The sequence below is a fragment of the Massilia sp. CFBP 13721 genome (assembly GCF_014842025.1).
Taxonomy (GTDB): Bacteria; Pseudomonadota; Gammaproteobacteria; order Burkholderiales; family Burkholderiaceae_D; genus Telluria.
The window spans coordinates 303,186-328,613 of record NZ_JACYUY010000003.1; the positions used below are offsets into that span (position 1 = coordinate 303,186).

Below are 25,428 nucleotides of genomic sequence, written 5' to 3' on the forward strand. Positions count from 1 at the left end.
CTGAGGCGTCGAGGTTGACGCTTCCAGTTCTAGTGCCATAGCCGAGGAGGCCTCTTGTCTTAATATGCTAACCAACGACGAGGGCATGGCTACCGAGGGCGACATCACGCAGACGAGCGAAGAAGACTTCGAACGCGTCATGGCAGTCAATGTCGCCGGCTACTTCCACATGGCCAAGGCGGCGATGCCCGAACTCGTGAAAACGCGCGGATCGATCGTCATGACCTCGTCCGTTTCGGGCCTGGGTGGAGACTGGAATCTGTTCGCCTACAACACGTCGAAAGGCGCCGTCAGCAACATGGTGCGCGCGATGGCGATGGATGCGGCAAAGGATGGGGTGCGGGTGAATGCGGTCAATCCAAGCTTTACCAGGACCGGGATGACCGAGGATATGGTGAACAATCCGGAACTCGTCGCCAAGTTCCAGGAGCGTATGCCGCTCGGCGCGCCCGAAGATCCGGAAGGCGTTGCGGCGGCGATGGCATTCCTGGCGAGCGAGGATGCGCGCCTCATTACCGGCGTCAACCTGCCGGTCGATGCTGGGTTGATGGCTTCGAATGGGCAGCCGCCGCAGTAAGCGTCTATACCAGTAGCTAAAAGGCGCCACGAGTACGCCTGACAAGCAGGTGCTGCGTTGCTTGTCGGCGCATTGGAAAAAATTCGTGGCCCGCCGTGCGGCCTCCTCGCGCCTTGCCCGCACTTGCCCTCCAGCGCTCGCAACTCGCCTTGTCCTACTCAGATAGGCTCCGAGCAAATTCGCCTTGCAACTCCAATACTTTACCCTATAGTGAACTAATGCAAACGGACCGGCTCGACGCCATTTACCGTGCGCTGGGCGATCCATCCAGGCGGGCTATGCTGCAACGGCTGGCGGATGCGCGCTCGCTCACGGTGAGCGAGCTGGCGGCGCCTTTGCCGCTGGCGATGCCAACCGTGCTCAAGCACCTGACCGTGCTGGAGCGCGCCGCGCTGGTGTGCCGGCACAAGACGGGCCGCACCGTTACCGTGACCTTGCAGCCGGCCGCCTTGTCCGAGGCGATGGCCTGGCTGCAGCGCACCGAGACGTTCTGGACCGGCCGCCTGGACCGGCTTGCCGTCGTCGTCGCATCCCCGCGGCCTTCCGGGCCGTCGACATCCGAGGAGGAACCGCCGTGACTAGCCTGACCATCGTCCGCGTCATCGAAGCGCCGCCCGCAGCCGTCTTCGCCGCCTTCGTCGAACCCGACAAGATCGCCTTGTGGTGGGGACCCGACGACGGGCCGGTCACGCATGCGGAGGTCGATGCCCGCCCCGGCGGCCGCTTCCTGGTGCGCTTTCGCATGCTGGACGGCAGCGAGCACGGCTGCTTCGGCATCTTCGAGGTCTTCGAGCCGCCGCACCACTTGGCCATGAGCTGGTCGTGGGAAGACGAGGACACACCGGCGTCGCGCGTGCAGGCCACCTTGAAGCCGGTCGGCGCAGGGCACACCGAACTCACCTTCGTCCATGCAAAGCTCGCGGACGACGCCACGCGCGACAGCCACGAGCAGGGCTGGAACGGCGCACTCGACAAGCTGCAGCGCAAGGCAGGACAGTTGTAACGATCACGGCGCTTGCCGCCGTCCCGCAGTCGAATCGCTCGCCCATCGCAAGGCGCAAACCGACCCGTTGGCCGAGACGCACCTGGAGGAAACCCATGATCACCGTCACCGCCATGAAATGGGCGCCACCCTTCGCCGCCGGCCAGGTCCGCGACCACCGCGTGCGCTGGATTCTCAACGAAGTGGACTGGCCCTACGAGATCCGGCTGGTCGATGCGCCCACCATGAAATCGTCCGGCTATTACGGCGAATTGCAGCCCTTCGGCCAGCTGCCGGTCCTGCAGGAGGACGGCCGCCCGCCCATCTTCGAGAGCGGCGCCATCGTGCTCGACGTCGCCATGCGTGCCGGCCGCTGCATCGGCGCCGAGGGCACGCCCGAGCGTGCCGCCGCGCTGCAATGGGTAATCGCCGGCCTGAACTCGGTCGAACCGACTCTGTTCAACGTGGCCGAGGTCGAGTACTTCATGGACGACGACGAGGCCAGGAACGCCAGGCGTCCGCTTGTGGTGCAGCAGGCGAAGGAGCGGCTGGCGATGCTCGAGGACGCGCGCGCCGGGCGCGACTGGTTCGTGGGCGACGGCTTCACGGTCGCCGACCTGATGCTCGCCTCCATCCTCAAGACTGCCGACCGGCTCAAGCTGCTCGACGAGCTGCCCACGCTGGCGGACTGGCACCGGGCCATCCTCGCGCGGCCCGCCCATGTCAAGGCCGAGCAGGACCAGAAGGCCGAGATCGCCCGCCACACGCCGACGGATATGCGCTACGACGCGGTCGCACAGGAGGCTGCGCCGTGAGTGACCAACCGAGGATCGAGATGCGGCCCGAGCGCCCCTACGTGGGAACCCGGGCGGTCATCGCCATGCGCGACTTCGAGCAGGAGATCCCCGCGATGACGGCGACGGTATCGCACTGGCTGGACGCCCGCCACGTGCGCCCGGCGGGTCCGCCCTTCCTGCGCTACCACGCCATCGACATGCCGGAGCGCATGGACGTGGAGCTCGGCATGCCGACCGATCATGCGCACGACGCGACAGGCCAGGTGGAAAGCCGCCTGCTGCCGGCTGGCCGCTATGCCGTGCTGCTGTACACAGGAGTGCGGAACGGCGTGTCGGCCAACAGGGAGCTCATCGACTGGATTGCGGCGCAGGGAGAGCACATAGCGCAGGAGGGCCAGGTCTTCCAGGCCAGGTACGAAACCTTCCTCACCGATGCCGAGGCCGAGCCGGACCAGCAACGATGGCGGATCGAAGTGGCCATCGGGGTGCGCGGCTGATCGCATGCACGCTGCGACACCCCACCATCAACCCACTGCAAAGAGAGGAGCACGACATGACGATCGAAAACGCATTGGCAAGCGTTGCCGTGAAGGACATCGACAAGTCCGCCGCCTGGTACGCCGCACTCCTGGGAGTGAAGGGCCAGCGGCCCATGCCCGAAGTCGAGGAATGGACGTTTCCGCGCGGCGGCGGGCTGCAGGTCTACCAGGGCGCCGAGCGCGCAGGAAACTGCTCGTTCACGCTGGCGGTCAGCGACATCGAGGCCGTTGCGCGCACGCTGGCCGCGATGGGCGTCGAGCCCGGCGACCGGGCCAGCAACGAGCGCGTCAAGACGCTGATGGTGAAAGACCCGGACGGCAACAGCATCGCCATTGCCGAGGCGCTCGATCCCGCGCTTGCGCGGTAAGTGGTCCGGCACCCGCAAGACGAAAAAAACCGGGGACGCATCCCCGGTTTGATCGATCACCTGCGAACGACGATTACAGGTGCGGAGTAATCGACGGCATCAGGTCGTCAAACGTACGGCCGCTGGCGTTCTCGCCGATCGCGTGCATCTTCCACTCGCCGTTGTGGCGGTACAGCTTGGCCATCACCTGCGCGGTGTGGGCACCCTGCACCGACAGGTCGTAGCGCGCCACTTCCTTGTTGCCGGAAGCGTCGAGCAGGCGGCAGTAGGCGTTTTGCACTTGCGAGAAGTTCTGGCCCGTGAAGCTGTTCACGGTGAACACGAGCGACTTGACGTTGCCCGGCACGGCGGAGAGGTCGACGTTGATCTGTTCGTCGTCGCCGTCGCCGGCGCCGGTGCGGTTGTCGCCGGTGTGGACGACGCTGCCGTCCTTGCTTTTCAGCTGGCGGAACCAGACGGTGTCGACCGGACGGTTCGATTCGTCGAACATGACGACCGAGGCGTCGAGGTCGACGCTTTCGGTTTTCGAGCCGAAGCCGAGGAAGCCCTTCGACTTGATGGCGTCCCAGCCGAGACCCATGGTCACGCGGGTGAGTGCGCCGCCGCCCTCTTTCGAGAGCGAGATTTTCTGGCCTTTTTGCAGACTGACGGTCATTGTAGTTCTCCTTGGTTTAGTGCTATCCAGCGGACTTACTTGGCGGGCGTTTGCATCCACGCCTTGAAGGCGGCGCGGTTACGCGAACACACGTAGACCTTGCCCTTGCCCGAAAAGCGCAGGACCATGCCCTCGCCGCTGGTCTGGCTGTTGATCAGGTTACCCAGGAAGCCACCGCTGGTGCCGGTCGTGATCGAGATCTCGTAGCGCAGCGTGCTGTCCCAGCAGACGACGTGCGAGTTGTCGATGATCGCGTCCTTGCCCGGCTCGACGTCCAGCATCGACATCGACCCGAAACCCGACACCACCACCTGGCCCCGGCCACCGGTCTCGGTGACGAAGAAGCCGCCGCTGTTGGCGAAGAGCGCATTGCCGATGTTCTGGGTGCGCACCTTCAGCTCCACGCCGGAGCTGGCCGCGACGAACGCGCCGTCGCTGAGGATGTAGTTGTTCGGGCCGACGTCGACGACTTGCATCGCACCCGGCAGCGTCGGCGAGAGCAGGCAGTCGCCGGCGCCGCGCGTGGCTTCGATGTGCTGCTGGAAGAAGGACTCGCCGTTGGCGAAGGTGCGCATCAGCGCGCTGCCGAGCCCGCCCCGCATCTTGCCTTTCAGGTCGAGGGTCGATTCCATCATCACCATCGCGTCGGATTCGCAATAGATGGTTTCGCCCTGGTTCATCGAGACATGCAGGAAGGGATCGACGTCCCCGGTCACGGTAAAAGTTGGCATGTTAAATGGCTTCCTTTTGAGTTACGGCCCCCGGTCGGAGGACCGCGAACCTGTTGAATTAAACGTTGACGCCGTAGTTCTTGGCCAGTGGGCCCAGGCCGCCCTGGAAGCCCTGGCCGATGGCGCGGAATTTCCAGTCGGCGCCGTTACGATACACCTCGCCGAAGATCATTGCCGCTTCGGTCGAGCCGTCTTCCGACAGGTCGTAGCGGGCGATTTCCGCATCGCCGCTGGCGTTGATGCAGCGGATGAAGGCCTTGCCGACCATGCCGAAGTTCTGGCGGCGCGTTTCGGCGTCGTGGATGGTCACGGCCAGCACGATCTTGTCGACGTCGGCCGGCACCTTGGTCAGGTCGACGTTGACGGTTTCGTCATCGCCTGCGCCTTCGCCGGTCTTGTTGTCGCCCGAGTGGACGACGGAACCGTCGGTCGACTTCAGGTTATTGTAGAAGATGAAGTCGGCGTCGGAGCGGACCTTGCCGGACGAGTTCAGCATGAACACCGCGCCGTCGAGGTCGAAGGCGGCGCCGTCGGTGGCGCGGGTGTCCCAGCCGAGGCCGACCTTCAGGTTGGTCAGGCCAGGGGCTTCTTTCGACAGGTTGACGTTACCGCCTTTTTGCAGACTGATTGCCATGATGTGGTTCTCCTAAGTGGATGGACTGCTTGTATGAACACCGGGGTACAACGCGCAGCGAACTGGTGTTCTGCCGTTCGCCGGGCGGTTCGTTTGCGGCGCTCCGCGAAATCTTGTGTTGCTACGCTTGCCGTGCACCGCGTGGGCTCAAGAGCCCACCCTACGTTACGCAATTGTTCCATGAAGTTGCAACGGACGGCTGTGCACCGTAGGGTGGGCACTTGTGCCCACGCGGTACAACGCGTCCCTTTCGAGACGGTGGCAACCATCGCCACCGTCTCCCCTACTTACGCCAGCTCTTTGGCGCCATGTGCCTCGAGCGCGGCATGCTTCTTCTTGTACTGGATCGACGACCACAGCGAGGCGATGATGAACGCCACACCCGTCAAGCCGGTGATCAGCTCAGGCACGTGGACGTGCATACTCGCCAGCATGATCACGGCCAGGATACCGATCGCATAGTGCGCGCCGTGTTCCAGGTACACGAACTCGTCCAGCGTGCCTTTCTTGACCAGGAAGACCGTCATCGAACGCACGAACATCGCGCCGATCGCCAGGCCCAGCATGATGATCACGACGTCCGAGGTGATCGCGAAGGCGCCGATCACGCCGTCGAAGGAGAACGATGCATCGAGCACTTCGAGGTACAGGAAGCCGCCGATACCGCCGGTCTTGACCATGTCGCCGACGTTGCTGTTTTCATCCGACTCGCTCTTTTCCAGCAGGCTGCTGATCATGTCGACGCCGACGTAGACCAGGATGCCGTAGATACCGGCCACCAGCACGATCATGCGCTGGGCGTCGGCCACGAAGGTCGAGGCGAACAGCAGGGCCGCCAGCGACAGCATCACCGAGATCGAGGACACCTTGCCGAGCGAACCGAGCTTCTTCTCGAAGTTGCCCAGCCAGTGGGTTTCCTTTTCATCGTCGAGCAGGAAGTTCAGGAAGACCAGCATCAGGAACATGCCGCCAAAGGCCGCCACTTCCGCATGGTGCGCCGTCAGATGGCCCGAGAACGCTTTCGGATCGTTCAGTGCCAGGTTCCAGACTTCGGTCATGCCGAGGTCGGCCGCAACTGCCACGATCACGATCGGGAATACCAGGCGCATGCCGAACACGGCGATGATCATGCCCAGGCCCAGAAACAGCTTGAGCCAGAATTCGTTCCATCCCTTCAGGACCGAGGCGTTCACCACGGCATTGTCGAACGAGAGCGAGACTTCCATCACCGACAGGATGGTCGCGATACCGACTGCCGTCAGCGCGCCGGAAACGCCGCCATGCTCGTAACCCCACCAGGCGGCCAGCGCCAGGCAGATGACGGTCACGATGAAAGACCCTCTGAAATGCTTCATGTTGATTTCCTTTCTTTATTGTTCATGTTGATGACCCCTCAATGAAAAATTGATAGGACGCAGTGTAATGCCATGCGGACCATTGAAAAAGCGAAGATAATCGAACCATTACTTCGAGAAAACGGAACAGATGAAAAACGCAGGGACGAATTTCCGCCATTTGTATTACTTCTGGGTCGTCGCCAAGGAGGGTAGCATTACCCGCGCGGCGGAACGACTCCATCTTGCCGTGCAAACCGTCAGCAGCCAGATCACCCTGCTCGAGCAGGCGCTCGGCAAATCGCTGTTCACCCAGCAGGGACGGCGCCTGGTGCTGAGCGAAGCGGGTCGCCTGGCCCTCACCTATGCCGACCAGATTTTTCTGCTGGGCGAGCAGATGCAGGACGCGCTCGACCAGACCTCGACCCTGCGCACCCGCCTGTCGGTCGGGATTTCCGATTCGCTGCCGAAGCTGACCGCCTACCGCCTGCTGGAAGCGACCACGCGCCTGGCCACGCCGGTGCGCCTGGTCTGTTCGGAAGACCAGTACGAAGCGCTGCTGGCCGACCTCGCCTTGCATAAACTCGACGTCGTCCTGACCGACCGCGCCCTGCCCTCGGGCAGCACGCTGCGCGTGTTCAGCCACATGCTGTTCGAAAGCGAGATGACGGTGGTGGGCACGGCCGACCTCGCCGCCACCTATGCCCAGGACTTCCCGCAGAGGCTGAATGGCGCGCCTTTCCTGCTGCCGACGCGGAATAATGCCTTGCGGGGCAAGATCGACGAGTGGTTCGAATTGCAGGGCGTGCATCCGGACGTGGTGGGCGAGTTCGAGGACAACGCGCTGTTGAATACCTTCGGCCGGCGCGGCCTGGGCCTGTACTTCGCGCCGGCGGCGCTGGCGGCCGACCTGGCCGAGCAGTTGCAGGCGGTGCTGGTGGGCCGCGTGCCCGAGGTGCGCGAGCAGTTTTATGCGATCTCGAACGAGCGCAAGATCGTGCATCCGGCGGTCGAGGCGATCCTGGCGTCAGTGCATCATGGAAAGTTGGGCGGGGCTTGAGGCCGGCTAGCTTGTACAATGGCCGTCAGCTGTCTTTTTAGTAACTCACTTCTTATATGGAAAATATTTTATTTGTCGTTCTGGCCCTGTTCCTGGTTGCCCTGAACGGCTTCTTCGTGGCGGCCGAATTCGGGATCGTCACGTTGCGCAAGACCCGCGTGCGCGCCATCGCCAAGACCACCGGCTTGCGCGGGCGCATCCTGGCCAAGGTCCACGGCCAGCTCGACGAATACCTGTCGGCCTGCCAGCTCGGCATCACCCTGGCCTCACTGGGCCTGGGCTGGGTCGGCGAGCCGGCCTTTGCCAGCCTGCTCGAACCGCTGTTCGCCATGGCCGGCGTCACCTCCCCCGAGATCATCCACGGCGTCTCCTTCGTGGTCGCCTTCAGCGTCATCTCCTTCCTGCACATCGTGGTCGGCGAACTGGCGCCGAAATCGCTGGCGATCCGGATTCCCGAATCGGTCGCGCTGTGGACCGCCCTGCCCCTGTACGGCTTTTATTGGGCCATGTACCCGGCGATCTGGCTGCTCAACAAAAGTGCGAACGGCGTGCTGCGCGCCGCTGGCCTGGCCGGCAGCGGCAGCCACGACACCCATTATTCGACCGACGAACTGAAACTTATCCTGCGCACCAACACCAGCACCGGCAAGGAAAAGTTCACCCACGACGAGCGCCACATCCTGGCGCAGTCGCTCGAGTTTTCGGAGATGGCCGTGTCCGACCTGATGCGTCCGATTAACGAGGTGATCGCGCTGCACGAAGACTTGCCGATCGAGGAAAACCTGGATACGGTGCGCCGCAACCGCTTTTCGCGCTACCCGTATTTCGACGAGGAAGGCGAGGAAGTGCTGGGCGTGATTCACCTGAAGGACCTGTTCTTCGCCCAGCAGGCCGGCAAGGACATCAGCGACCTGACGCAATTCCTGCGCCCGGTCGAGACGATTTCAGCACGCACGCCGGCGCAGGACATCTTCCGCCGCTTCCGCACCGGCGCCCCGCACTTCGCGCTGATCGGCGAGAAGGGCAAGCGCCCGGTCGGTTTCATCACACTCGACAATTTGCTGGGCGCGATGGTAGGCGAGATCCGCGACGAATTCCGCATGAACGAAAACGACTGGCTGCCGCAGTCGGACGGCACCTATATCGGCAAGGCCTCGCTGCCGATCTACTCGCTCGAACGCCTGCTCGGGATCGACATCGACAACGAAGAGATGGGCCTGGACGACGTCGAATCGGTCGGCGGCCTGTTGATGGCGAAGCTGGGAGATATTCCGAAACAGGGGCAACGGATCGAATTCCCGAAATTCGACGTGGTAGTGAAAAAGACGAACGGGCCGCGTATCCTGCTGGTCAAGGTGTTTCCACGCCTGGAGCGGGGCGAAGGCGACGACGACCACGGCTAAGTTCGCACGATTGGCCCCGGCGGTCCAGCTCAGCAGTTGCGTGGGTATAATGTTTCTTCGGAAACCTCTTCGTTCACACCGAGCCCTGCATGCGCATCCGACCCCGTCACAACGTCAGCGTTTCCGGCAACGGCCCCGTCACTCTGGTGTTCGCCCACGGCTTCGGCTGCGACCAGACCGTGTGGCGCTTCATGGCGCCCGCTTTCGAAGACCGCTACCGCGTGGTCGCCTACGACCTGCTCGGCAGCGGCAAGTCCGAGCTGGCGGCCTATGACCGCGCGCGCTACGTATCCTTGCACGCCCATGCCGACGACCTGCTCGCCATCGTCGACGACGTTGGCGACGGCCCGGTGGTCTACGTGGGTCATTCGGTGAGCGCCATGATCGGCCTGCTGGCCGGGATCAGGGCACCGGAACGCTTCCGTGCCCAGGTCATGATCGCCCCTTCCCCATGCTATGTCGACGACGGCGACTACCGCGGCGGCTTCAGCAGCGGCGATGTCGACAAACTGGTGGCGGCGATGGAAGCGGACTACCTCGGCTGGTCGACCAGCATGGCCCCAGTAATCATGGGTGCACCGAACCGGCCGCACCTGGGCGTCGAACTGACGAACAACTTCTGCCGCAACGATCCCGCCATCGCCCGCCATTTCGGCCGCGTGACTTTCCGCGCCGACCACCGCGCCGACCTCGCACATGCCACCGTGCCGACCCTGATCCTGCAATGCAGCGACGACCTGATCGCCCCCGTCGACGTCGGCCGCTACCTGCAGCGCCACCTGGCCGGCAGCGTGCTGCGCGAAGTGCGCAACGTCGGCCATTGTCCGCACATGAGCGCGCCTGCCGAGTGCGTGCGCCTGATGCAAGAATTTCTCGACGGCCTGGATCTGTAGGGTGGAGTCCTGACTCCACGCGGTGCGGCATCTCTGCAACCGAGACACAATACTCGGTCTGCGGCCGTCGCGATGACAACGCTTTCGCCTTAATTCGGATGGTGTACCCGCGTGGAGTCAGGACTCCACCCTACGTTACGCCACTGTCTCGACTTATCCTTGCGACGTATCCGTTTTCTGCACGACGATCGGATCGCGCGTCCCGGTCCATTCGCTCATCAACGAATACCCCACCGCCAGCAGCACCGGTCCGATGAACATCCCCACCACGCCGAAGGCGATCACCCCGCCCAGCACGCCGAGCAGCGTCAGCAGGAACGGCAGACTGGTGCCGCGGCTGATCAGCATCGGGCGCACGACGTTGTCGACGCCGCTGATCAGGAGCGTGCCCCAGATCACCATGAAGATGCCCCAGCCGGTGCTGCCCTGGCCGAACAGCCAGATCGCCGCCCCGCCCCATATCAGCGGCGGCCCGAAGGGCACCAGCGAAGTGACGAATACCAGCACCGACAGCAGCGGCACCGCCGGCACCCCGGCCATGTAGAAACCGATCGCCGCCACCAGCGCCTGGGCCAGGGCCGTGCCGAGCAGGCCGTACATGACGCCGCGCGTGGTCTGGCTGATGATGTCGGTGACCGACTGGGCGCCCTCGCCCATCACCTTGTTCATCATGCTCGAGGTGACGGCGATCAGCGAATGGCCGTCGCGGTAGACAAAGAAGCTGACAAAGGCGGCCAAACTCATCTGGACGACGCCGGTGCCGAGCATCAGCCCGCCCGCCATCAGCGTATGCCGCGCCGGCTCGACCATGCGCCGCGCCAGCGACAGCATCTGCTCGCGGCTGGCGACCAGCTGGCGCAGGTAGCTGTCGAAGGTCTCGCCGACGAAAGGCAGGTCGCGGATCCAGCCCGGCGGCAGCAGTTCGCCATGTTCGAGCGCGTAGCGCATCTGGCCGAAGGTGGAGGCGACGTCGTCGGCCAGGTTGTAGGCGACGGTGGCGAGCGGGATGATCACCAGCAGGGTCAAGGAGAGCGTCATCGTCAGCGCCGCCAGCGTGCGCCGCCCGCGCATGGCGCCGAGCAGGCGCAGGTACAGGGGCCAGGAAGAGATGACGACGGCGACCGCGAACAGGATCGCCGGCAGGAAGGGTTTGAGGACGAACAGGCAGCCCAGCGTCAGCAGGACGACCGTGGCGATGCGGGTGTAGTTGCGGCCGGCGCGTGGTTCCATGCGGTCTATGATGATTGGTATTTACATCATCATAACAGCAGGCGCAATCGTCACATGAGTTGGCGCAGGTCGTGCACGATTGGCGCCGGACCCTGCCCATGGCGCAGGAACAGGCGCACGCGCCCATCCTTGTCGAACACATAGCTGCCGGCCGTGTGATCCACCGTGTAGCTGCCCGGCGCCGATCCCGGCACCTTGGCCACGAACACCTTGAATTCCTTGGCCGTTTGCGCCGTCTGTTCGGGCGTGCCGCGCAGGCCGAGGAAGCGTTTGTCGAAGGCGGGCACGTAGGACGCCAGCACTTCCTGGGTATCGCGTTCCGGGTCGAGCGTGACGAACAGCACCTGCACGTCGTCGCTAGAGGGTCCGAGTTCCTTCATCACCGCGGACATCTCGGCCATCGTCGTCGGACACACGTCCGGGCACTGGGTATAGCCGAAGAACAGCACGACGAGCTTACCGCGAAAGTCGGCCAGGGTGCGCGCCTTGCCGGTATGGTCGGTCAGCGAAAAGCCTTTCGCGTAATCGAGGCCGGTCAGGTCGGTGTTCTGGAAGGCGGCGGGCTTGGAGGACAGCTTGTCGCAGCCCGCGCCCAATAATGCCAGCGCGAGCATGCCCACGGTGATCAGTCGTTTCATGTCGGCCCCTTAAAACTTGAAATAATGGTCGACCAGCAGCGCCGCGAACAGCAGCGACAGGTACAGGATCGAATAGGCGAACGCCTTGCGCGCATTGCCGTCGCTGTAGTGCTTGTGCACGCGCCAGGCATGGCGCAGGAACAGGATGTTCAGGACGATCGCCGCCGCCAGGTAGATCAGGCCGCTCATGCGCACCGCGAACGGCAGCATGGTGGTGGCGAACAGCGCCAGCGAATACAGCCAGACCTGCTGGCCGGTATAGGCCATGCCGTGGGTGATCGGCAGCATCGGCAGGCCCGAGCGCGCGTAGTCGTCGCGCCGGTACATGGCCAGCGCCCAGAAATGCGGCGGGGTCCAGACGAAAATGATCAATACCAGCAGCCAGGCTTCCATCGGCACGTCGTTGGCCACCGCCGCCCAGCCCAGCGCCGGCGGCATCGCGCCCGACAGGCCGCCGATGACGATGTTCTGCGGCGTCGCCGGCTTCAGGTAGATGGTGTAGACGACCGCGTAGCCGACGAAGGTGACAAAGGTCAGCCACATCGTCAGCGGATTGACCAGCGTGTACAGCACCAGCATGCCGAGGCCGCCGATGATGGCCGAGAACGTCAGCGTCTGGTTGCGCGTCAGCTCGCCGCGCGCGGTGGCGCGGCGGGCGGTGCGCGCCATGCGCGCGTCGATCTCGGCTTCGATCAGGCAGTTGACGGCAAAGGCGGCGCCGGCCAGCAGCCAGATGCCGATCGTACCGGCAATCAGCACGCGCCAGCCGGGAAAGCCGTCCGTGGCGAGGAACATGCCGATGATGGCGCAGAAGACCGCGAGCTGGGTCACCCGGGGCTTGGTCAGCGTCCAGTATTGGGAGAGTCGGCTGGTCGGTTGGAGTGCGGTCTGGGTGGTCATCGATACGAATTCGCGGGAGCATGGGCTTGCGCGGGGGTGCGCTGCGACACGTCGAGCAGGTGCTTGACCTTGTAGTTTAACATGGTCACCAGCAGGACGAGGAGCGCCGCTCCTGCGTTATGCAACACGGCAATCGCCAGCGGGAAGTCGAAATAGACCGTCGCCACGCCCGTGAACAGCTGTGCCAGCAGTACCGCGGCGATCAGGATACCCGTCCTGCGCAGCGCCGGCTGGCGCGCGGCGCGCCAGGCCGCCAGCCCAAGGACCAGCGTGACGACGAGCGCGAAGTTGCGGTGGACCCAGTGGATCGCCACCAGCGCCGAGAATTGCAGGTAATGGCCGGCCGCCGTCTTGCCCAGTTCGCGCCACAAGGTAAAGCCGTGTTCGAAGTCCATCTCGGGCACGAACCGGCCGTCGCACAGCGGGAATTCGTCGCAGGCCATGGTCGCGTAGTTGGTGCTTACCCACCCGCCGAGCGCGATCTGCACGACCAGTACCAGCGCAGCGACCAGCGCCAGCGTGCGCAGGGCGCGTACGCCATTCAGGTCGCGGCTCGGCGCCGGCGGCGCCAGCAGGAAGTCTTCGCGCCCGCCCAGCCAGACCAGCATCGCCAGCAGCCCCATACCCAGCAACAGGTGGATGGTGACGATCGCCGGTTGCAGTTTCAGTGTCACGGTCCAGGCGCCGAATGCGCCCTGCACGCAGACGAACAGGAACAGCGCCACCGGCAGCGCCGGCGCGAACGCCTGCTGATGGGTCTTCCTCCATTGGCGGATCGACTGGAACATCAGCGCCATGATCAGCACGCCAATGCCCATCGCCAGGTAGCGGTGGATCATCTCGATCCAGGCTTTGACTTTCGTAACCGGCCCGGTCGGCATCAGCGCTTCGGCCGCGGCGATCTGCTCGTGCGCGATGAAGGGATTGGCCGCGCCATAGCAGCCCGGCCAGTCGGGGCAGCCCAGGCCCGAATCGGTGAGCCGGGTAAAGCCGCCGAACACGATCAGGTCGAAGGTGAGGAAGGCCATTACCCAGACCAGCTTGCGGTACTTGTTGGCGTCGGACGACAGCCAGACCATGGTCAATGGAATACTGGCGACAAACAGGCCCATCAGGCCGAGTTGGAACAGGGTCGATGCAGACATGTTCATCCGATCGCCGACGCTTTCAGCAGCTTGGCCAGGTCTTTATGGACCTTGCGCGGGTCCGGGTCTTTCGGGAAGCGCATCATGAGGTTGCTGCGCGGGTCGATCAGGAAGATGTGGTCGTCGAGTTTGGTTCCGATCTCGACCGGCAGCCAGTGCGACAGCTGCGCGCGCGGCACGCGCAGCATGTGCATGTCGTCGTACTGGCGGATCAGCATGGTGTCGATCGGTTCGTTGTCGGTGATCAGCCAGACGCGCTCGACGCGCTCCATGTTCTTGCCCTGCATCGTGCGCAGCTGGCGCATCGCGAACAGCTGCTTGGCGCAGGCTTCGTTGCAGGCGCCGCCGCCGACCTTCACCATGATCCACTTGCCGGCATAGTTTTCCAGCGTTTCCGAGCGGCCGTCGAGCGTGGTGCTGGTCAGCTTCGGCATCGGATGCGCCTGCTGGTCGATGAAGGCGCCGTAGTTCGTGCGCCCTTCCGGCTTGATGATGTAATAGGTCACGTACGAGGCGATGATCGGCGCGGCGCACACCAAGAGCAGCACGATCAGTTTCAGGCGCCCGTGCAGGCGGGCCTTGCGTGCTCCTTCAGACAGCTTGTTTTCTTCCACTTCGAAATCCTGTAATGACGAAAAATAAGGCAGCCATCGCCGCCAATGCGTACCACTGGAAGGCGTAGCCGCGGTGCTTGTCGACGCCCAGGCTGGGCGCCGGCCACTCGCGCACCAGCCCTTCTTCCTGCCCCGCTCCCGCTTGCTGCACGAAGAACGGCTGCAATGCCAGGCCGCTCGCGCTTGCCACTGCCGCGATGTCGAGGTTCTGCACGCGCATGCCCGGCTCCAGTTTGCCGGCGCTGCCAAGCTGCATGAGGTGCCCGGCGCTGAGTGTGGCCACGCCCTCGATCGTCACCGTTCCCGGCGGCGTTTGGAAGCCCGGTACGCGCGCATAATCCTGCGCATCGCGCGGCAACCATCCGCGCAGCACCAGCACGTGCTGGCTCGAACCCGCTATTTTAAACGGCATCGCCAGAACGAACCCGGCCCGCCCGTTCAGCGGCCGGTTATCGAGAAACAGCGGCCAGCCGCTGACCCACTCCCCCGTCAGCCGCACCCGCCGATATTCAACGAATGTAGGGTGGACTCCGTCCACGCGTTCGTGTTCCTGCAAACGACCACCGCTTCCCAGCACCAGCGGCGCGAGCGCACCACGCTCGGCAAGCCGCGCCGCCACCGCCAACTTCTCCTCCGCGCGCCGCGTCTGCCAATTCCCCAACAAAATCCCCAGCACCACCAGCGCCACCGTGGCCACAAACGGTATTACCCTAAACCGGAATGCCAATCGCATTACAATGAACCCCTACTCCAACCCGCCGGCCAGAACAATGAAAATTTTCGTCGCCATCGCCTTTATCCTGATCATCGGCAGCCTCGGCTCGGCCCTGTTCTTCCTGATGAAGGACAAGGGCCGCAGCAACCGCACCGTGCAGGCGCTGGCGATGCGCGTCGGCCTGTCGATCACGCTGTTCCTGCTGCTGCTGGCATCCTACAAGATGGGCTGGATCCATCCAACCGGCATCCGCTGATGTGACAAGGGACAGCCAAGCGGCTGTCCCCTGCCATTTCCGCAGCGCTTTCGGTTACAACCAGTACACCACGACGTAGAGGCCGAGCCACACGACGTCGACGAAGTGCCAGTACCAGGCCGCGCCTTCGAAACCGAAGTGGTGATCCGCCGTGAAGTGCCCGCGCAGCACGCGGTACAGGATCACCGACAGCATGATCGCGCCCATCGTCACGTGGAAGCCGTGGAAGCCGGTCAGCATGAAGAAGGTCGAGCCGTAGATGCCCGAGGTCAGCTTCAGGTTCAGTTCCTGGTAGGCGTGCATGTATTCATACACCTGGAAGCCCATGAAGATCGCGCCCAGCAGGATCGTGAAGAACAGGAACACGGCGGTGTTGCGGCGGTGGCCCGCGCGCAGCGCGTGGTGGGCGATGGTCAGCGTCACGCCCGACAGCAGCAGCAAGGCGGTGTTGATCGTCGGGATCGGGAATGGGCCCATGGTGTTGAAGGTGTCGACCACGCCGGCCGGGCCGGTGTTGCCCCAATGGCCGGCAAAGTCGGGCCACAGCACCTTGTGGTCGAGGTCGGCCAGCCAGGGCATCGAGATCACGCGCGCATAGAACAGCGCGCCGAAGAAGGCGGCGAAGAACATCACTTCCGAGAAGATGAACCAGCTCATCGACCAGCGGAAGGACGAATCGATGCGATGGCTGTACTGGCCCGATTCCGATTCCTTGATGGCGTCGCCGAACCAGAAATACAGCACGGTCAGCATCGCCACGATGCCGGCCAGGCAGACGACCGGTCCCCAGGAGGCGCTGTTGACCCAGCCGGAAGCGCCCAGCATGGTCACCAGCATCGAGATGCCGCCGGCCATCGGCCACATCGAGGGGCCTGGCACGAAATAATGCGGCGCGGTCTTTGACACACTCATCTTCATCTCCTGGATCGTTGTTCTAATGCGTTGAATTGAAATACGTTTTACTGAGAGACCGCTATCCTCACCAACAACAACAGCACGCCGATAAACATCGCCAGCCCCAGCAGCGCCGCCAGGATCACGTGGAACGGGTTCAGGTTCACCGCGTCGTCCTCGTAATCGCGCCGCTTGCGCACGCCGAAGAAGGACCAGAGCACGGCCTTCATCGAAGCCAGGAACGAAGCCTTGCGCGGCGCCTGGTCCGGTTTCATCAGTTCGCCGCCACCGCGCCGGAAATCTCGAAGAAGGTGTACGACAGCGTGATGTTCTTCACTTCCCTGGGCAGCTTCGGATCGATGAAGAATACCACCTGCATCTGGCGCGCTTCGTTCGGTTTCATGAGCTGCTCGCGGAAGCAGAAGCACTCGACCTTTTTAAAATGCGGCGTCGCCGACTGCGGCGCATAACTCGGGATCGCCTGCGCCTTCACGGCGCGTCCCTGCGTGTTCACGACCTCGTACATCACGGTCGCCAGTTCGCCCGGATGGACCTGGATCGAACGCGTGGTCGGACGGAAGCGCCACGGTCCCTGCGCATTGCCGTCCAGTTCCACCGTGATCAGGCGCGTCTTGTCGACCTGGGTATTTTCCGGACGCTCGACGGTGCCGTCCTGCTGGGTCAGCACGTTAATGCCGAGCACCTCGCACATCTGGCGGTAGACCGGCACCAGCGCGTAGCCGAAGCCGAACATCATCACCGCCACCACCACCAGCTTGCCGAGGGTGGAGCGGTTCAGTTGCAGGCGCTCTTTGGGCGTGTAACTCATTTACATGAACCACATGCGCTTGACGATCACCGCGGCGAAGAAGAACGCCGCGATCACGCACAGCACCAGCGCGATCTTGCCATTGCTGGTTTTTTTCTGCGCGTTCATCACTTCACCAGCGGTGGGTTTTCGAAGGTGTGGAACGGCGCCGGGCTCGGCACGGTCCACTCCAGGCCTTCCGCGCCTTCCCATGGTTTGGCTTCCGCCTTCGGGCCGCCCTTGATGGTCGGCAGCACGACGGCGAACAGGAAGTACACCTGCGACAGGCCGAAACCAAAGGCGCCCACCGAGACGATCATGTTGAAGTCGGTGAACTGCACGGCATAGTCGGCGTAACGGCGCGGCATGCCGGCCAGGCCGAGGAAGTGCATCGGGAAGAAGGTGACGTTGAAGGTGATCAGCGACAGCCAGAAGTGCATCTTGCCGCGGCCTTCCGGATACATGTGGCCGGTCCACTTCGGCGCCCAGTAATAGAAGCCGGCGAACAGCGCGAACAGGGAACCGGCCACCAGCACGTAGTGGAAGTGCGCCACCACGTAATACGTGTCGTGCACCTGGATGTCGATCGGGGTCACGGCCAGGATCAGGCCGGTGAAGCCGCCCATGGTGAACACGAAGATGAAGCCGACCGCGAACAGCATCGGCGTCTCGAAGGTCATCGAGCCCTTCCACATGGTGGCGACCCAGTTGAACACCTTCACGCCGGTCGGCACCGCGATCAGCATGGTGGCGTACATGAAGAACAGCTGCGAGGTCACCGGCATCCCGGTGGTGAACATGTGGTGGGCCCAGACGATGAACGACAGCACGGCGATCGAGGCGGTCGCGTACACCATCGAGGCGTAGCCGAACAGCGGTTTGCGCGCAAAGGCCGGCAGGATCTGCGAGACGATGCCGAAGGCCGGCAAGATCATGATGTAGACCTCGGGGTGGCCGAAGAACCAGAAGATGTGCTGGTACATGACCGGGTCGCCACCGCCGGCGGCGTTGAAGAACGAGGTGCCGAAGTGGCGGTCGGTCAGGGTCATGGTGATCGCGCCTGCGAGCACCGGCATCACGGCGATCAGCAGGAAGGCGGTGATCAGCCAGGTCCAGCAGAACATCGGCATCTTCATCAGCGTCATGCCGGGCGCGCGCATGTTGAGGATGGTGACGATGATGTTAATCGAGCCCATGATCGACGAGGCGCCCATGATGTGCATCGCGAAAATCGCCATGTCCATGCCGGGGCCCATCTGGGTCGACAGCGGTGCGTACAACGTCCAGCCGGCGGCCGTCGCCCCGCCCGGCGAGAAGAAGGAACCGGCCAGCAGCAGCGCCGCCGGCGGCAGTAGCCAGAACGAGAAGTTGTTCATGCGCGCGAAGGCCATGTCCGATGCCCCGACCTGCAGCGGGATCATCCAGTTGGCGAAGCCGACGAACGCCGGCATGATCGCGCCGAACACCATCACCAGGCCGTGCATCGTGGTCAGCTGGTTGAAGAACTCGGGACGGAAGAACTGCAGGCCGGGCTGGAACAGCTCGGTGCGGATCATCAGCGCCAGCACGCCGCCCGAGAGCAGCATGATGAACGAGAACCATAGGTAGAGGGTGCCGATGTCCTTGTGGTTGGTGGCGAACAGCCAGCGGCGGGCGCCGGTGGGCATGTCGTGGTGCGCGTGGTCATGGCCGTGGTGGTCGTCGTGCGCGTGGTCGAGTGTGCTGGTAGTCATGTCAGTATCCTGAGAACTTTACGGCGTTACTTGCTGCGTGCAGCCAGCACCTCGGCCGGTTGGACAATGTTTTCGGCGGCCTTGTTCGACCAGGTATTGCGGGTATAGGTAATGACGGCAGCGATGTCCGAATCGGACAGCTGCTTCCAGGCCGGCATGGCCGAGGCGTAGGCCGGGGTGTCCTGGCCGTTGAGCAGCACGTCGATCTGGTGGGCCTTGGCGCCATTCACCACCGGCGAACCGTCGAGCGGCGCAAAGGCGTTCGGCACGCCCTTGCCGTTGGCCTGGTGGCAGGCCACGCAGTTGGCGGCATAGACGGCTTCGCCCTTGGTTTTCAGTTCATCGATGGTCCAGACCTTGGTCGGATCGTCGGCCAGCGCGGCCATTTTCTTTTTCTCGCCGGCGACCCAGGCGGTGTAATCCTCGGCCGAGACAACGCGCACCACGATCGGCATGAAGGCGTGGTCCTTGCCGCACAGTTCGACGCAGTTGCCGCGATAGACGCCGACCTTGTCGGCCTTGAACCAGCCGTCGCGCACGAAACCGGGAATCGCATCCTGCTTGATGGCGAAGGCCGGGATCGTCCAGGCGTGGATCACGTCGTTGGCGGTGAAGACCATGCGCACCTTCTTGCCGACCGGGACCACCATTTCGTTGTCGACTTCGAGCAGGTAGTTTTCGCCGCGCTTTTCGGTAGGGGCCACGCCCGGCTCGCCGATCTGGCTGCGCGGGGTCGACAGGTTCGACAGGAAGCTGATGCCCTCGCCTTCGCCCTTCAGGTAATCGTAGCCCCATTTCCACTGCATGCCGGTGGCCTTGATGGTGAGGTCGGCGTTCGAGGTGTCTTTCAGGGCCACGACCGTCTTGGTGGCGGGCAGCGCCATGCCGATGACGATCAGGAAGGGAACGATGGTCCAGGCGATTTCGACGGCGGTCGATTCGTGGAAGGTGGCCGGTTTGTGGCCGAGGGATTTACGGTGCTTGAACACCGAGTAGAACATGACGCCGAAGACGCCGACGAAGATGACCAGGCACACGATCATCATCCAGTTGTGCAAGCTGTAGATGTCAGCGCCGATCCCAGTCACCGGAGTTTGCATGTTCAACTGGTGTTCCACCGGCCGCCCCGTGATGTCCGGGGCCGCCAGTGCCGGGACGCTGGCCGATACGGCGAGACCGAGCATCAAGGCGTGAAGTCGCTTTGCATATGTCATGTATTGTCCCCAACCACCCAAAATAAGAATATTTTTAAACGGTCAGCAATTCCATGAACGAACCGCCGCCGCTCCGAAACCAAGTGCAAGCTGGTTCCCGGCGGCGCGGCTTATGGACGCGCAACAGGTGTACACCATATTGCTCGTCCACCAGCAACTGCAACAACACACTGACGGGCGCGAAACTTGCGGATGCTGCTTTTCTTTTCTAATTCTTCACCGTTGCGCCTTGTTTTTCAACGTTTGGCGGCCACATGGCGGCGGAAAAATAGTTATTGATTATACTCAAATCGGTAATTTTTATTCAAGGAAAATCCTTGCCGCGGCCGTCTTATTTCGTGCGTTATGGCATCGAGCGTTGCCGTATGGGCCTTGCTGGCGGGGGCTGTTCGTGCTAACTCGTTGTTGCCGATCGGATCGAAATACCGTGAGGCGTAGGGTGGACGGCTCAACCCGGATAGTTGCTGCCATGCGGCCTGTGCGCCGTCCACGCGTAACCTTCGCATCACCGCGGCCGCTGGTCTGCAAACGTCGCGCGTGGACGGCGCCCTCGCCGCGTATTCATCATAGGTAAAGGTGAAACCGTCCACCCTACGTGCGCGGCCGGAACTGGATGATCGCCTCCCCCGCCGCCGTCGTTTTCGGCACCGGCCGGAACGCGTGGCCGTAGATCACCTCGAAGGTCAGCGGGATCTTGCCGTCCGCGCCGCGCAGTGCTTCGAGCGCATCGACCATGCGCGCCCAGGCCGCGCGTCCGATCAGCCCGCGCCGGCGCGTCGCCAGCGGATTGCCGCCGATCGCGCGCACGTCCGCCAGCAGCGCCGCGACCGTGCTGTAGGTTACCGTGATGCGCTCGGCATCCATCACCGGCGTCGAGAAGCCGGCTTCGACCAACTGGTCGCCGAAGTCGTGCATGTCCACGAAGGGCAGCGTGTGCGGCGTTTCGTCGAGCGCGGCAAAAGCGGTGCGCAGCTCCTTGAAGGTGTCGGGACCGAAATTCGAGAACATCAACAAGCCGTCGACGCGCAGCACGCGGCGCCATTCGGCGAACACGCGGTCGGGCTGGGGATGCCAGTGCAGCGCCAGGTTCGACCATACCAGGTCGATTGCGTTCGGGCCGAATGGCAGGGAACCGAAGTCGCCGCACAGAAGGTCGACGCCGGCCTTTGCCGGCATCAGGCGGCTGAGCATCTGGTTGAGCGAACGCATGGCCGGCGCCGGCGCCTTGGCACTGGCGAGCATGCCTGGGGACGCGTCGAGGCCGACGATCTGGGCCGCCGGATAGGTCTTTTGCAGCGTGCCGAGGTCAAGCCCGGCGCCGCAGCCGGCGTCGAGCACGCGTTGCGGCACGATTTTTACCAGGCTCAGCCGTTCGTGCATGCGCGCGGCGATTTCGCGGCGCAGGAAGTCGGCGGACGCCACGCGCTGCGGTTCCGCGAATAACGCACGGACGCGCTCGGCGTCAATCGGTGCGCTCATTTTCGATGGGGTCGAAGGAGAAGCCATGGTTCTGTTGCGTTCAAATGAGATAATGGCGGGAGTGTACATGTTTGCGGAAGGTAGAGCAGATGAGACCGTTGGCCTTGCGCTGGCCGCGCGCCTGCGTACGTGATCTGGTGCGCGTGCTGCTGCCTGCGCTGCTGCCATCTTCCTGCGCACTGTGCGGCGAGTTGGCCGATGGGGCAGTATGTGCGCCCTGCACGCTGCGCTACGCCGCTCCCGGCGGGCCGCGCTGCCCCGGCTGCGCCAATCCGCTTGGCGCCGCTGAAGCGAACGGACAAACCTGCGCCGCCTGCATCGCTGCGCCGCCCGCCTTCGACGCCACCATCGTCGCCGGCGACTACGCGGCGCCGCTCGACAGCCTGGTGCTCGGCCTGAAATTCGGCGCGCGGCTGCCGCTGGCGCCCTGGTGTGCCGGCCGCATGCGCGATGCCGTGCTGGCGCACCCCGGCTGGCCGCTGCCTGAGCTGCTGTGTCCGGTTCCGCTGGGACCGCGGCGCCTGGCCGAGCGCGGCTTCAACCAGGCGCTCGAGATCGCCCGGCCGCTCGCCGCGATGCTCGGCGTCCCGCTGCAGCCGCGCCTGGCGATGCGCGCGCTCGAAACGGCGGCGCAGTCGGGCGTGGCGCCACGCGAACGCGCCGGCAACATCCGCGGCGCCTTCGAGGTGGCGGCGGAGATGGCGGCGCTGGTCGAGGGCCGCCACGTCGGCGTCGTCGACGACGTCATGACCAGCGGGCACACTTTGAACGAGCTGGCTGCTACCTTGAAGGCGGCCGGCGCCGCGCGCGTCTCCAACCTGGTATTCGCGCGCACGCCACCACACTAATTATGGAGTTTGAATGTTTCACGTCGTACTAGTCGAACCGGAAATCCCGCCGAACACCGGCAACGTCATCCGCCTGTGCGCCAACACCGGCGTGCAACTGCACCTGATCGAGCCGCTCGGCTTCCCCCTCGACGACGCCAAGATGCGCCGCGCCGGCCTTGATTACCACGACTACGCGACGATGAAAGTGCACAAGAATTGGGACGCTTTCATGGCTGACACTCAGCCCGACCCGGCACGCATGTTTGCGCTGACCACGCACGGCTCGGCGCCGTTCGCGAACGCGGCCTTCCAGCCGGGTGACGTGTTCGTGTTCGGACCGGAGTCGCGTGGGCTGGCGCCCGCGTTTCGCGAGACTTTTCCGGCGGCGCAGCGGATTCGCTTGCCGATGATGCCGGATAACCGCAGCCTGAACCTGTCGAATACGGTGGCGGTCGTGGTGTATGAGGCGTGGCGGCAGAACGGGTACGCGGGCGGGGCGTGATCCGCAAATAAACGGCCGAGGATCGGCCGTTTCCTTTTGTTGCCGCCAGCCTGATTACACCATCGGCGGATCGGTTTCGCGCGCGAACGAACGGTGGCTTGCCAGCGCTTCCTTGAAGGCATCCAGGCTGCCGTCGACCATTAGCGCCGGATCGGCGGACCCGTCCGGCAGCGTTGGCGGAAGCATTGCCTTCACCAACAGGCCGGCGCCGCCACCCAGGGCCAGGATCGTCTTGCAATGGCGATACTGCTCGCGCAAGAAGTCGATGGTGTGGGCATTGCGCGCCAGCAGATCAGCCGATTTTTCGCCATCCGGCACGATCACCGCGTCGTACATCACCGACGGCCCCGCTTCCAGCGAGATCTCGATATCGAGCGGATCGCCCGCGCTGGTCTTGACCTTGCCCAGCATGTTGCCGACCAGGCGCGGCACGGCGCCATCCTTCAACAGGCTGTTGTAGAGCTTGCGTACCTGCTCGCCATCGACACCATTCGCTACCAAGATCGCCACGCGGCGGGTACGGATGCCGGTCTGGCCCGGACGGCTCAGCAGCGACAAGGCCGGCGACGGTGCATACGCCGGGATGGGGTCCTTGCTCGCCAGCGGCAGCGGCGCCGGTACGTCCATGCCGAGACCTTCGGCCACTTTCGCCACCAGGCCGGCGTCCACGTTCGCCAGCAGCGCCAGCATGCGTTCGCGTACGGCGGGGGTCTGGACCCGGGTCAGTTCGAAACGGAATGCATTGGCGATATGGGCTTGCTCGGCAGCGCTCTGGCTCTGGTAAAACAGGCGTGCCTGGCCGTAGTGCTCGGCGAACAGTTCCGGATTGCCGCGCACCTTGTCCTCGGTCGTGAAGCGTTCCGGGAAGCTGGTGAAGCCCATCTTGCCGGCCTGGAACGGACAGCCGCCGCCGAGCGAATTCGGTTCGTAGTTCACACGGCCCCGGTTGATGGCCTGGCGGTGCATGCCGTCGCGCTGGTTGTTCTGGATTTGCACGATCGGCGAGTTGATCGGGATTTCGTGGAAATTCGGGCCGCCCAGGCGCGACAGCTGCGTGTCGAGGTAGGAATGATTACGGCCTTGCAGCAGCGGATCGTTGCTGAAGTCGATCCCCGGCACGATGTGCGCGGTACAGAAAGCGACCTGCTCAGTCTCGGCGAAGAAATTGTCTGGATTACGGTCGAGCACCATGCGGCCGACCGGGGTCAGCGGTACCATTTCTTCTGGAATGAGCTTGGTCGCATCCAGGATATCGAAGGGGAAACTTGCCGCCTGCTCTTCGGTAAAGATCTGCAAGCCCAGTTCCCATTCCGGGAAGTTGCCGGCTTCGATCGCTTCCCACAGGTCGCGGCGGTGGAAGTCGGGATCTGCTCCGGAAATGCGCACCGCTTCGTCCCACACCAGCGAGTGCGTGCCCTGTAATGGTGTCCAGTGGAATTTCACGAAGCGCGACTCGCCCGCAGCGTTAATCAGGCGGAAGGTATGTACACCGAAGCCTTGCATGGTGCGGTAGCTGCGCGGGATGGCACGGTCCGACATCACCCACATCAGCATATGGGCGATTTCCGGCGACAGCGAAGCGAAATCCCAGAAGGTGTCGTGGGCAGTGGCCGCCTGCGGCATGGCGTGGTGCGGTTCTGGCTTGGCGGCGTGCACCAGGTCCGGGAATTTCATGGCGTCCTGGATGAAGAACACGGGGATGTTATTGCCCACCAGGTCCCAGTTGCCTTGTTCGGTGTAGAACTTGACTGCGAAACCGCGCACATCGCGCGCCGTGTCGGTCGAACCGCGTTCGCCGGCCACCGTTGAAAAGCGCACGAACACCGGGGTGCGCTTGCCCTTGGCGGCGAACGGGATTGCACGGGTCAGGTCGCTGTAATCGCCATACGATTCGAAAAAGCCGTGCGCGGCCGAACCGCGTGCATGCACCACGCGCTCGGGAATGCGCTCGTGGTCGAAATGGGTGATCTTTTCGCGCAGAATGAAATCTTCCATCGCGGTCGGACCACGCAGGCCGATTTTCAGCGAATGCTGGTTATCGGCGACCGGTACGCCCTGGTTGGTCGTCAGATGACGGTCGCTGGGATCGACGCGCACGCGGTCGAGCGGGGCGACGGTCGGGTTCTGGCCGAGCGGCGGCTGGCCGCTGCCGACTTTGTCCGACATGATGATTTCGGTGCTGGTGCTGCCGGTCGCGGCCGGGGTCGCCGGTTGGTGATGATCGCCTTCGGGCGGCGTGCGCGACGCATCGCCGTATTCGTCCGGCTTGTTGGGATTGAACGGCATGTCGGCCGCCAGCTGTTTTTCGGCCGTAGTCTTTTCCAGCAGACGTTCCGGAACCGGTTCGCTGCTACCCAAGGTCGACGGCGATTTGCTGGTAGACGGTCCAGCTACCGTGCTCAGCACGGAACCTGCGCCGTCGGTAGCGCCTGAGTTATTCTTGGGTGCGGTCATCCTATCCTCACTGGTTGTTGGTTGTTTGGGTTGCAACAACAGA

At 63.7% G+C, this 25,428-nt stretch carries 30 protein-coding genes; 12 read left to right on the plus strand and 18 right to left on the minus strand.

The genetic code is table 11. The features are described 5' to 3' along the window. The first annotated feature begins 37 nt into the window (after window positions 1-37). The 6 genes from IFT60_RS04435 to IFT60_RS04460 all read left to right on the plus strand — a co-directional run bounded on the left by IFT60_RS04435 (window position 38) and on the right by IFT60_RS04460 (window position 3,263). The gene (locus IFT60_RS04435) at window positions 38-577 is read left to right on the plus strand and encodes an SDR family NAD(P)-dependent oxidoreductase (RefSeq protein WP_374000473.1); all 540 of its coding nucleotides are present in this window, start codon (window positions 38-40) and stop codon (window positions 575-577) included. Window positions 578-795: 218 nt separating this feature from the next. Further along, the gene (locus tag IFT60_RS04440; RefSeq protein ID WP_192049885.1) at window positions 796-1,155 is read left to right on the plus strand and encodes an ArsR/SmtB family transcription factor; all 360 of its coding nucleotides are present in this window, start codon (window positions 796-798) and stop codon (window positions 1,153-1,155) included. Continuing rightward, window positions 1,152-1,580: an SRPBCC family protein gene (locus IFT60_RS04445; RefSeq protein WP_192049887.1), complete on the plus strand. Its 429-nt coding sequence runs from the start codon at window positions 1,152-1,154 to the stop codon at window positions 1,578-1,580. The genes IFT60_RS04440 and IFT60_RS04445 overlap by 4 nt, the downstream gene beginning before the upstream one ends. Window positions 1,581-1,675: 95 nt before the next feature. Next, window positions 1,676-2,374, plus strand: coding sequence for a glutathione S-transferase family protein (locus tag IFT60_RS04450; RefSeq protein ID WP_192049889.1), 699 nt, complete (start codon window positions 1,676-1,678; stop codon window positions 2,372-2,374). Next, window positions 2,371-2,853 (plus strand): GyrI-like domain-containing protein, encoded by a 483-nt coding sequence (locus IFT60_RS04455; protein ID WP_192049891.1) that lies wholly within the window; start codon window positions 2,371-2,373, stop codon window positions 2,851-2,853. The genes IFT60_RS04450 and IFT60_RS04455 overlap by 4 nt, the downstream gene beginning before the upstream one ends. Before the next feature lie 56 nt (window positions 2,854-2,909). Then, on the plus strand, window positions 2,910-3,263 hold the full coding sequence (locus IFT60_RS04460) for a VOC family protein (protein ID WP_192049893.1): 354 nt from the start codon (window positions 2,910-2,912) through the stop codon (window positions 3,261-3,263). A 73-nt stretch (window positions 3,264-3,336) separates the two neighbouring features. Here the strand turns inward: IFT60_RS04460 and IFT60_RS04465 are convergent, their stop codons facing one another. The 4 genes from IFT60_RS04465 to IFT60_RS04480 form a co-directional block, all read right to left on the minus strand. Further along, window positions 3,337-3,918, minus strand: a complete 582-nt coding sequence (locus IFT60_RS04465) for a TerD family protein (protein ID WP_192049895.1) — start codon at window positions 3,916-3,918, stop codon at window positions 3,337-3,339. Window positions 3,919-3,953: 35 nt separating this feature from the next. Beyond that, window positions 3,954-4,649, minus strand: a complete 696-nt coding sequence (locus IFT60_RS04470; protein ID WP_192049897.1) for a TIGR00266 family protein — start codon at window positions 4,647-4,649, stop codon at window positions 3,954-3,956. 58 nt (window positions 4,650-4,707) lie between these two features. Beyond that, window positions 4,708-5,283 carry a TerD family protein gene (locus IFT60_RS04475; protein ID WP_192049899.1) on the minus strand — a complete coding sequence of 192 codons (576 nt, stop codon included), beginning with the start codon at window positions 5,281-5,283 and terminating at the stop codon, window positions 4,708-4,710. Between the two features lie 287 nt (window positions 5,284-5,570). After that, window positions 5,571-6,638, minus strand: a complete 1,068-nt coding sequence (locus tag IFT60_RS04480; protein WP_192049901.1) for a DUF475 domain-containing protein — start codon at window positions 6,636-6,638, stop codon at window positions 5,571-5,573. 130 nt (window positions 6,639-6,768) lie between these two features. Between IFT60_RS04480 and nhaR the strand changes: the two genes are divergently transcribed. From nhaR to IFT60_RS04495, 3 genes are all read left to right on the plus strand, one after another. Continuing rightward, a complete protein-coding gene (gene nhaR, locus IFT60_RS04485; protein ID WP_192049903.1) occupies window positions 6,769-7,677 on the plus strand; it encodes a transcriptional activator NhaR in 909 nt (302 codons plus the stop codon). A gap of 56 nt (window positions 7,678-7,733) precedes the next feature. After that, window positions 7,734-9,080, plus strand: coding sequence for a hemolysin family protein (locus tag IFT60_RS04490; RefSeq protein WP_192049905.1), 1,347 nt, complete (start codon window positions 7,734-7,736; stop codon window positions 9,078-9,080). 89 nt (window positions 9,081-9,169) lie between these two features. After that, the gene (locus IFT60_RS04495; protein ID WP_192049907.1) at window positions 9,170-9,973 is read left to right on the plus strand and encodes an alpha/beta fold hydrolase; all 804 of its coding nucleotides are present in this window, start codon (window positions 9,170-9,172) and stop codon (window positions 9,971-9,973) included. Between the two features lie 153 nt (window positions 9,974-10,126). Here IFT60_RS04495 and IFT60_RS04500 read toward each other — a convergent pair whose 3' ends face one another. Genes IFT60_RS04500 through IFT60_RS04525 form a run of 6 tightly spaced genes read right to left on the minus strand, consistent with a single transcriptional unit; the run spans window position 10,127 to window position 15,233 of the window. Continuing rightward, window positions 10,127-11,203 carry an AI-2E family transporter gene (locus IFT60_RS04500; protein WP_192049909.1) on the minus strand — a complete coding sequence of 359 codons (1,077 nt, stop codon included), beginning with the start codon at window positions 11,201-11,203 and terminating at the stop codon, window positions 10,127-10,129. A 50-nt stretch (window positions 11,204-11,253) separates the two neighbouring features. Next, the gene (locus tag IFT60_RS04505; RefSeq protein WP_192049911.1) at window positions 11,254-11,841 is read right to left on the minus strand and encodes an SCO family protein; all 588 of its coding nucleotides are present in this window, start codon (window positions 11,839-11,841) and stop codon (window positions 11,254-11,256) included. A gap of 9 nt (window positions 11,842-11,850) precedes the next feature. After that, window positions 11,851-12,741, minus strand: coding sequence for a heme o synthase (gene cyoE, locus IFT60_RS04510; protein WP_192049913.1), 891 nt, complete (start codon window positions 12,739-12,741; stop codon window positions 11,851-11,853). Then, window positions 12,738-13,886 (minus strand): COX15/CtaA family protein, encoded by a 1,149-nt coding sequence (locus IFT60_RS04515; RefSeq protein WP_192050011.1) that lies wholly within the window; start codon window positions 13,884-13,886, stop codon window positions 12,738-12,740. Before IFT60_RS04515 ends, cyoE begins: the two co-directional genes overlap by 4 nt. A 2-nt stretch (window positions 13,887-13,888) precedes the next feature. After that, window positions 13,889-14,500, minus strand: a complete 612-nt coding sequence (locus IFT60_RS04520) for an SCO family protein (protein WP_192049915.1) — start codon at window positions 14,498-14,500, stop codon at window positions 13,889-13,891. After that, entirely contained in the window at window positions 14,478-15,233 is a 756-nt protein-coding gene (locus tag IFT60_RS04525) for an SURF1 family protein (protein WP_192049917.1), read from the minus strand. Before IFT60_RS04525 ends, IFT60_RS04520 begins: the two co-directional genes overlap by 23 nt. Before the next feature lie 37 nt (window positions 15,234-15,270). Between IFT60_RS04525 and IFT60_RS04530 the strand changes: the two genes are divergently transcribed. Next, on the plus strand, window positions 15,271-15,471 hold the full coding sequence (locus IFT60_RS04530; protein WP_192049919.1) for a twin transmembrane helix small protein: 201 nt from the start codon (window positions 15,271-15,273) through the stop codon (window positions 15,469-15,471). Window positions 15,472-15,525: 54 nt separating this feature from the next. Here IFT60_RS04530 and IFT60_RS04535 read toward each other — a convergent pair whose 3' ends face one another. The 7 genes from IFT60_RS04535 to IFT60_RS04560 form a co-directional block, all read right to left on the minus strand. Continuing rightward, a complete protein-coding gene (locus IFT60_RS04535; protein WP_192049921.1) occupies window positions 15,526-16,383 on the minus strand; it encodes a cytochrome c oxidase subunit 3 in 858 nt (285 codons plus the stop codon). A gap of 47 nt (window positions 16,384-16,430) precedes the next feature. Continuing rightward, on the minus strand, window positions 16,431-16,640 hold the full coding sequence (locus IFT60_RS04540) for a DUF2970 domain-containing protein (protein ID WP_192049923.1): 210 nt from the start codon (window positions 16,638-16,640) through the stop codon (window positions 16,431-16,433). Then, window positions 16,640-17,194 carry a cytochrome c oxidase assembly protein gene (locus IFT60_RS04545; protein ID WP_192049925.1) on the minus strand — a complete coding sequence of 185 codons (555 nt, stop codon included), beginning with the start codon at window positions 17,192-17,194 and terminating at the stop codon, window positions 16,640-16,642. Before IFT60_RS04545 ends, IFT60_RS04540 begins: the two co-directional genes overlap by 1 nt. Next, on the minus strand, window positions 17,195-17,302 hold the full coding sequence (locus IFT60_RS27165) for a cytochrome oxidase small assembly protein (RefSeq protein ID WP_497164816.1): 108 nt from the start codon (window positions 17,300-17,302) through the stop codon (window positions 17,195-17,197). It abuts the gene before it with no gap. Beyond that, window positions 17,302-18,906 carry a cytochrome c oxidase subunit I gene (gene ctaD / locus IFT60_RS04550; RefSeq protein WP_192049927.1) on the minus strand — a complete coding sequence of 535 codons (1,605 nt, stop codon included), beginning with the start codon at window positions 18,904-18,906 and terminating at the stop codon, window positions 17,302-17,304. The genes IFT60_RS27165 and ctaD overlap by 1 nt, the downstream gene beginning before the upstream one ends. Window positions 18,907-18,932: 26 nt before the next feature. Beyond that, window positions 18,933-20,120, minus strand: a complete 1,188-nt coding sequence (coxB, locus tag IFT60_RS04555; protein WP_192049929.1) for a cytochrome c oxidase subunit II — start codon at window positions 20,118-20,120, stop codon at window positions 18,933-18,935. A gap of 591 nt (window positions 20,121-20,711) precedes the next feature. After that, on the minus strand, window positions 20,712-21,599 hold the full coding sequence (locus IFT60_RS04560; protein ID WP_192049931.1) for a methyltransferase domain-containing protein: 888 nt from the start codon (window positions 21,597-21,599) through the stop codon (window positions 20,712-20,714). Window positions 21,600-21,688: 89 nt separating this feature from the next. Here IFT60_RS04560 and IFT60_RS04565 point away from each other — a divergent pair, with 89 nt between their 5' ends. Further along, on the plus strand, window positions 21,689-22,447 hold the full coding sequence (locus tag IFT60_RS04565; protein WP_192049933.1) for a ComF family protein: 759 nt from the start codon (window positions 21,689-21,691) through the stop codon (window positions 22,445-22,447). 13 nt (window positions 22,448-22,460) lie between these two features. Beyond that, window positions 22,461-22,931 carry a tRNA (uridine(34)/cytosine(34)/5-carboxymethylaminomethyluridine(34)-2'-O)-methyltransferase TrmL gene (gene trmL, locus IFT60_RS04570; protein ID WP_192049935.1) on the plus strand — a complete coding sequence of 157 codons (471 nt, stop codon included), beginning with the start codon at window positions 22,461-22,463 and terminating at the stop codon, window positions 22,929-22,931. Window positions 22,932-22,985: 54 nt separating this feature from the next. On the opposite strand, the gene IFT60_RS04575 is transcribed toward trmL, so the two are convergent. Further along, the gene (locus IFT60_RS04575; RefSeq protein ID WP_192049937.1) at window positions 22,986-25,385 is read right to left on the minus strand and encodes a catalase; all 2,400 of its coding nucleotides are present in this window, start codon (window positions 25,383-25,385) and stop codon (window positions 22,986-22,988) included. Window positions 25,386-25,428: the final 43 nt, after the last annotated feature.